Source organism: Bacillus cytotoxicus NVH 391-98, assembly GCF_000017425.1.
GTDB lineage: Bacteria > Bacillota > Bacilli > Bacillales > Bacillaceae_G > Bacillus_A > Bacillus_A cytotoxicus.
In genome coordinates, this window is sequence record NC_009674.1 from 1 (window position 1) to 7,500 (window position 7,500).

General features: G+C 35.2%; 6 protein-coding genes (1 of these 6 only partly in view). All 6 read left to right on the top strand.

Features of this window, described 5'->3' with window-relative positions; all coding sequences use genetic code 11:
- Positions 1–520 precede the first annotated feature (520 nt).
- On the top strand, positions 521–1,861 hold the full coding sequence (gene dnaA / locus BCER98_RS00005) for a chromosomal replication initiator protein DnaA (protein ID WP_011983148.1): 1,341 nt from the start codon (positions 521–523) through the stop codon (positions 1,859–1,861).
- Positions 1,862–2,042: 181 nt separating this feature from the next.
- Positions 2,043–3,188: a DNA polymerase III subunit beta gene (gene dnaN, locus BCER98_RS00010; RefSeq protein WP_011983149.1), complete on the top strand. Its 1,146-nt coding sequence runs from the start codon at positions 2,043–2,045 to the stop codon at positions 3,186–3,188.
- Positions 3,189–3,312: 124 nt separating this feature from the next.
- On the top strand, positions 3,313–3,525 hold the full coding sequence (gene yaaA / locus BCER98_RS00015; RefSeq protein WP_011983150.1) for a S4 domain-containing protein YaaA: 213 nt from the start codon (positions 3,313–3,315) through the stop codon (positions 3,523–3,525).
- Positions 3,526–3,537: 12 nt separating this feature from the next.
- Positions 3,538–4,659, top strand: coding sequence for a DNA replication/repair protein RecF (recF, locus tag BCER98_RS00020; RefSeq protein ID WP_011983151.1), 1,122 nt, complete (start codon positions 3,538–3,540; stop codon positions 4,657–4,659).
- A gap of 38 nt (positions 4,660–4,697) precedes the next feature.
- Positions 4,698–6,620: a DNA topoisomerase (ATP-hydrolyzing) subunit B gene (gyrB, locus tag BCER98_RS00025; RefSeq protein WP_011983152.1), complete on the top strand. Its 1,923-nt coding sequence runs from the start codon at positions 4,698–4,700 to the stop codon at positions 6,618–6,620.
- A 90-nt stretch (positions 6,621–6,710) separates the two neighbouring features.
- On the top strand, positions 6,711–7,500 hold the start of the coding sequence (gyrA, locus tag BCER98_RS00030; protein WP_011983153.1) for a DNA gyrase subunit A. The gene runs 1,676 nt beyond the window's last position; the window shows 790 of its 2,466 coding nt (coding positions 1–790); the start codon lies at positions 6,711–6,713; its stop codon lies off the right edge, out of view.

Genomic DNA, 7,500 nt, shown 5'->3' on the forward strand with positions numbered 1-7,500 from the left:
AAATTATAGTTAATTAACTAGGAAAATGTCAATGGTTCTCGAAATTTTCATCAAATATTCACTTTAAATCTATTCACACCTTTTTTCACAAGTATCCCATTCTTTTGTGTATAAATATATTTTTTACTTTTTTATATCCACAAATTATTTTTCGACTTTTACACAGTATATCGTGTTGTGGACAAGTTTATTCCACAAGGTATTGATTTTGTGGATAACTTTCTAAAATTCATTGCTATGGCTACTTTTTTTTGATATTATAGTTGTGTTTTCACCTTGAATAATTTTTACACATTTAAACTTTATCCACAATTTGTGAATAACTTGTGGACAGTTATACTCACATGTGGGTAAACAGTTGTCCACATATGCTATTTTTGTCGAAAACTCTATCTCGTATACAAACAACGTTTTTAGGTTTTAAAATACGTTTCGTATAAATATACATTGAAGTTCAAAGGGGTTGTACATTTGTTGCACAACCTTATTCTTTTATCATGTTCGCAAAGGAGGGACACCCTTGGAAAATATCGCTGATTTATGGAATAGTGCGTTAACGGAATTGGAAAAGAAGGTAAGTAAACCAAGTTATGAAACATGGCTCAAATCAACAAAAGCACATGCTTTAAAAAAAGATACACTAACCATTATAGCTCCCAATGAATTTGCCCGTGACTGGTTAGAATCTCACTATTCAGAGCTAATTTCAGAAACAATTTATGATATAACAGGAGCAAAGTTGAATATTCGTTTTATTATTCCTCAAAGTCAAACTGAAGAGGAGGTTGACTATCCTCCTGCAAAAGCAAAAAAGATGAATGATGAGTCCAATCATCTGCCACAAAGTATGTTAAATCCAAAATATACTTTTGATACATTTGTTATTGGATCTGGTAATCGTTTTGCTCACGCAGCTTCACTCGCTGTAGCTGAAGCACCAGCGAAAGCATATAATCCCCTATTTATTTACGGGGGCGTCGGACTTGGCAAAACCCACTTAATGCATGCAATTGGACATTATGTGATCGAACATAACCCAAACGCAAAAGTCGTTTATTTATCATCTGAAAAATTTACAAATGAATTTATTAATTCGATTCGTGATAATAAAGCGGTGGACTTTCGAAATAAATACCGAAATGTAGATGTTTTATTAATAGATGATATTCAATTCCTTGCCGGAAAAGAACAAACGCAAGAGGAATTTTTCCATACATTTAATGCATTGCATGAAGAGAGTAAGCAAATTGTAATCTCAAGCGATCGACCACCGAAGGAGATTCCGACATTAGAAGATCGTCTTCGTTCACGTTTCGAATGGGGATTAATTACGGATATCACACCACCAGATCTTGAAACAAGGATTGCAATTTTACGTAAAAAAGCAAAAGCAGAAGGCCTCGATATTCCAAATGAAGTTATGATTTATATTGCGAATCAAATCGATTCAAACATCCGAGAACTGGAAGGTGCATTAATCCGAGTTGTTGCTTATTCCTCCTTAATTAATAAGGATATCAATGCCGATTTAGCTGCCGAAGCATTGAAAGATATTATTCCTAACTCCAAGCCGAAAATTATTTCCATTTATGATATTCAAAAGGCAGTTGGAGATGTTTATCAAGTGAAATTAGAAGATTTTAAAGCGAAGAAACGCACAAAATCTGTTGCATTTCCTCGTCAAATTGCAATGTATTTATCACGTGAATTAACAGATTCATCTTTACCAAAGATAGGGGAAGAATTTGGAGGTCGCGACCATACAACGGTTATCCATGCACATGAAAAAATTTCGCGGCTCTTAAAAACAGATACACAACTACAAAAACAAATTGAAGAAATTAATGATATTTTAAAGTAGTAGCTGAATAGTGTGAATAACTTTTCCTGTTTTACGCACAGTCTATCCACATGTAGATAGACTGTTTTTACATCTTTGAACGGGGTTATCCACATATCCACAAGCCCTATTACTATTACTACTACTTTTTATCTTTATTAAATAAATAAATAAAATCTTATACTTACCGGAGGTTTTCACTATGCGTTTTTCAATTCAAAAAGACTATCTTGTAAGAAGTGTACAAGATGTAATGAAAGCTGTTTCCTCTCGCACCACAATTCCGATCCTTACTGGAATTAAAGTTGTAGCTACAGAAGAAGGAGTTACATTAACAGGAAGTGATTCAGATATTTCAATCGAATCATTTATTCCTGTTGAAGAAGATGGAAAAGAAATCGTAGAAGTTAGTCAATCAGGTAGTATTGTTTTACAAGCAAAATATTTTAGTGAAATCGTAAAAAAATTACCAAAAGACATTGTCGAAATTTCCGTCGAAAATCATTTTATGACAAAAATAAAATCTGGAAAATCAGAGTTTAATTTAAATGGATTAGATTCTGCGGAATATCCATTATTACCACAAATCGAAGAACATCATGTATTTAAAATACCAACAGATTTACTAAAACATATGATTCGTCAAACTGTATTTGCAGTATCAAGTTCTGAAACTCGCCCAATCTTGACAGGTGTAAACTGGAAGGTATATAACAGTGAGTTAACTTGTATTGCAACAGATAGTCACAGATTGGCACTTCGCACAGCGAAAATTGAAGGACATAACATTTCTGATGAATTTCAAGCAAATGTTGTCATTCCAGGTAAAAGTTTAAATGAGTTAAGTAAAATTTTAGATGAGTCTGAAGAAATGGTGGATATTGTTATTACAGAGTATCAAGTATTATTCCGAACAAAACATTTATTATTCTTCTCTCGATTATTGGAAGGGAATTACCCTGATACAACTCGCTTAATTCCTGCTGAAAGTAAGACGGATATCTTTGTCAATACGAAAGAGTTTTTGCAAGCTATTGATCGCGCTTCCTTGTTGGCAAGAGATGGGCGTAACAACGTTGTAAAACTATCAACATTTGAACAGAAAATGCTAGAAATTTCTTCGAATTCACCGGAAATTGGGAAAGTAGTAGAAGAAGTTCAATGTGAAAAAATAGATGGTGAAGAATTAAAAATATCATTTAGTGCAAAATATATGATGGATGCATTAAAAGCTTTAGATAGTACTGAAATTAAAATTAGCTTTACTGGTGCGATGAGACCTTTCTTAATTCGTACAGTAAATGATAACTCCATTATTCAACTAATTTTACCGGTTCGTACTTACTAAAAAGAATGAGGGTTGCTAGTTTTTATGTACTAGCGACCCTTGTTTGATTTTGGGTATTACTTTCCTAATGCTAGTTTATTTAGTACAATGAAAGAATGAACACTTTCAGAAAGTGAGCGATTTTATGAAACGTATTAAAATTTCAACAGAGTATATTACATTAGGGCAATTTTTAAAACTTGCTGATGTAATTGATACAGGTGGAGCTGTAAAATGGTTCTTGCAAGAATATGAAGTGTACGTGAATCAAGAACTTGAAAATAGACGAGGTAGAAAATTGTACGCCAATGATATAGTTGAAATTCCGGGAAACGGAACATTTCAAGTTCAATCATAAAGGGGGAGCCCTTTGTTTATTTCAGAAATACAATTAAAAAATTATCGAAATTATGAAGATTTAAACCTTTCTTTTGAGGATAAAGTCAATGTAATCATTGGTGAAAATGCACAAGGGAAAACAAATTTGATGGAAGCGATCTATGTGTTAGCAATGGCGAAATCTCATAGAACTTCAAATGATCGTGAACTCATCCGATGGGATGAGGATTATGGTAAAATAAAAGGTAGATTACAAAAACGAAATAGTTCCGTATCTTTGGAATTAAATATTTCTAAAAAAGGAAAAAAGGCAAAATTGAATGAACTTGAACAACAAAAGTTGAGCCAATATATTGGTGAGATGAACGTTGTTATGTTTGCCCCTGAAGATTTAAATCTTGTAAAAGGAAGTCCTCAAGTCAGAAGACGCTTTTTAGATATGGAATTAGGACAAATAGCTCCTGTTTATTTGTATGAATTAAGTCAATATCAAAAAGTGCTCACACAACGAAACCATTTGCTTAAGGCAATGCAAGGTAAAAATGAGGAAACGATGTTGGATGTATTTACGCTTCAACTTATTGAACATGGTACGAAAATTCTACAAAAACGTTTTGAATTCTTACATTTACTACAAGAGTGGGCTGCTCCAATCCATCGTGGGATTAGCAGAGGGCTTGAGGAATTGGAAATCGTTTATAAGCCAAGTGTAGATGTATCAGAATCAATGGATTTGTCGAAAATAAAAGAAGTATACTATGAAAGTTTTCAATCTGTGAAACAACGTGAAATTTTCCGTGGTACGACTTTAATTGGTCCTCATCGTGATGATTTACAATTCTTCGTTAATAGTAAAAATGTTCAAGTCTTTGGCTCACAAGGCCAGCAACGAACAACTGCACTATCCCTAAAATTAGCTGAAATTGAATTGATTTATGCAGAGGTAAAAGAGTACCCAATTCTTTTATTAGATGATGTATTATCAGAATTAGATGATTACCGTCAATCACATCTTTTAAATACAATTCAAGGAAAAGTGCAAACATTTGTGACAACGACGAGTGTCGACGGAATTGAACACGAAACATTAAAAAAAGCGAAAACAATTCATGTAAAAAGCGGCACGGTAGATTGTGAAATAGACAGAATATAACTTCTGTTTAAATGGAAAAGTAGGTGATCTTTGTGTCAATGGAACAAAAGGAAATGCAAGCAAACTCATATGATGAAAGTCAAATACAGGTACTTGAAGGGTTAGAAGCAGTTCGAAAACGCCCAGGTATGTACATTGGATCGACAAGTGGAAAAGGTCTTCATCACCTTGTATGGGAGATTGTAGATAATAGTATTGATGAAGCGTTAGCGGGATATTGTGATGAGATTAATGTGGTCATCGAAGAAGACGATAGTATCCGTGTAACGGATAACGGCCGTGGTATTCCAGTTGGTATACAAGAAAAAATGGGACGTCCTGCAGTAGAAGTCATTATGACAGTACTTCATGCTGGTGGTAAATTTGGCGGTGGTGGTTATAAAGTTTCCGGTGGTCTTCATGGTGTAGGGGCATCTGTAGTAAACGCCCTATCAACCGAGTTAGAAGTATTTGTACACCGCGAAGGAAAAATCCACTACCAAAAATATGAACGAGGCATTCCAGTTGCAGATTTAAAAGTAATTGGTGAAACAGATCGCACAGGAACAGTAACTCGCTTTAAGCCAGACCCAGAAATTTTTAAAGAAACAACCGTGTATGATTTTGATATATTAGCAACTCGTATGCGTGAACTAGCATTTTTAAATCGTAATATTAAATTAACAATTGAAGATAAACGTGAAAATAAACAGAAGAAAGAATTCCATTACGAAGGTGGAATTAAATCTTATGTTGAACATTTAAATCGTTCGAAGCAGCCAATTCATGAAGAACCAGTATATGTAGAAGGCGCAAAAGATGGGATTCAGGTTGAAGTTTCTCTCCAATATAACGAAGGATATACAAATAATATTTATTCATTTACAAATAACATCCATACGTATGAAGGTGGTACGCATGAGGTTGGATTTAAAACAGCTTTAACGCGTGTGATTAATGACTATGGAAGAAAAAATAATATTTTAAAAGATGCTGATAGTAATTTAACTGGTGAAGATGTTCGGGAAGGTTTAACTGCAATTGTATCCATTAAACATCCGAATCCGCAATTTGAAGGGCAGACAAAGACGAAACTTGGTAATAGCGAAGCGAGAACGATTACAGAGTCTGTATTTTCAGAGGCGTTTGAAAAGTTTCTTCTAGAAAATCCAAATGTTGCACGTAAAATTGTGGAAAAAGGGACAATGGCAGCAAGAGCACGTGTAGCTGCGAAGAAAGCGCGTGAATTAACTCGTAGAAAGAGTGCGTTAGAGGTTTCAAGTTTACCTGGTAAGTTGGCGGATTGTTCTTCTAAAGACCCATCCATCAGTGAAATTTATATCGTAGAGGGTGACTCTGCGGGTGGATCTGCAAAGCAGGGGCGCGATCGTCACTTCCAAGCAATCTTACCGCTTAAGGGGAAAATCATTAACGTTGAGAAAGCTCGATTAGATAAAATTTTATCCAATGATGAAGTGCGTACAATTATTACAGCAATTGGGACAAACATCGGTGGCGATTTTGATATATCAAAGGCCCGCTATCATAAAGTTATTATTATGACCGATGCCGATGTCGATGGTGCACATATTCGTACCCTATTATTAACGTTCTTCTATCGTTATATGCGTCAAATTATTGAACATGGTTATGTATATATTGCACAACCACCATTGTTTAAAGTGCAACAAGGGAAAAAGATTCAGTATGCTTATAACGAAAAAGAACTTGAAAGAATATTGGCCGAGTTGCCAGCGCAACCTAAGCCAAGTATTCAGCGTTACAAAGGTCTTGGTGAGATGAATCCGGCTCAATTATGGGAAACGACAATGGATCCAGAGGTGCGTTCATTATTGCAAGTTTCTTTACAAGATGCAATCGAAGCGGATGAAACTTTTGAAATTTTAATGGGAGATAAAGTTGAACCGCGTCGTAATTTCATTCAAGAGAATGCAAAATATGTAAAAAACCTTGATATTTAAGATAAATAACGACAGGAATCTCAATGTTCCTGTCGTCTATATATAAATCAATGTAATTTGTAACGGAAATGTAAGAGGAGGTGCTGGTTGATGTCAGATAATCAACAACAAGCACGAATTCGAGAGGTTAATATTAGTCAGGAAATGCGTACCTCGTTTTTAGATTACGCAATGAGTGTTATCGTATCTCGTGCATTACCAGATGTGCGAGATGGATTAAAGCCTGTACATCGCAGGGTTTTATATGCAATGAATGATTTAGGTATTACTGCTGATAAAGCGTATAAAAAATCAGCACGTATTGTTGGGGAAGTAATCGGTAAGTATCATCCACACGGTGATTCAGCTGTTTATGAAACTATGGTACGTATGGCACAAGATTTTAGCCAGCGCTATATGCTCGTTGATGGACATGGAAACTTTGGTTCTATTGATGGTGACTCTGCAGCAGCGATGCGTTATACAGAAGCAAAAATGTCTAAAATCTCTATGGAACTATTGCGCGATATTACAAAAAATACAATAGACTATCAAGATAACTATGATGGTTCTGAGAGAGAGCCGGTTGTACTACCTGCTCGTTTCCCTAATTTATTAGTAAATGGTGCGACTGGTATCGCTGTTGGTATGGCGACAAATATTCCACCTCATCAACTTGGAGAAGTAATTGATGGGGTCTTAGCTTTAAGCCGTAATCCTGAGATTACAATCGCGGAGTTAATGGAGTATATTCCAGGGCCAGATTTCCCTACAGCAGGTCTTATTTTAGGGAGAAGTGGAATTCGCAGAGCCTATGAAACTGGGCGCGGTTCTATTACACTACGGGCAAAGGTTGAAATTGAAGAAAAAGCGAATGGACGACAATCCATTATTGTCACAG

Excerpts from the sequence above, each read along its gene's own strand:
- dnaN (WP_011983149.1), top strand. The coding sequence starts at position 2,043 with ATGCGTTTTTCAATTCAAAAAGACTATCTTGTAAGAAGTGTACAAGAT.
- yaaA (WP_011983150.1), top strand. The coding sequence starts at position 3,313 with ATGAAACGTATTAAAATTTCAACAGAGTATATTACATTAGGGCAATTT.
- gyrB (WP_011983152.1), top strand. The coding sequence starts at position 4,698 with ATGGAACAAAAGGAAATGCAAGCAAACTCATATGATGAAAGTCAAATA.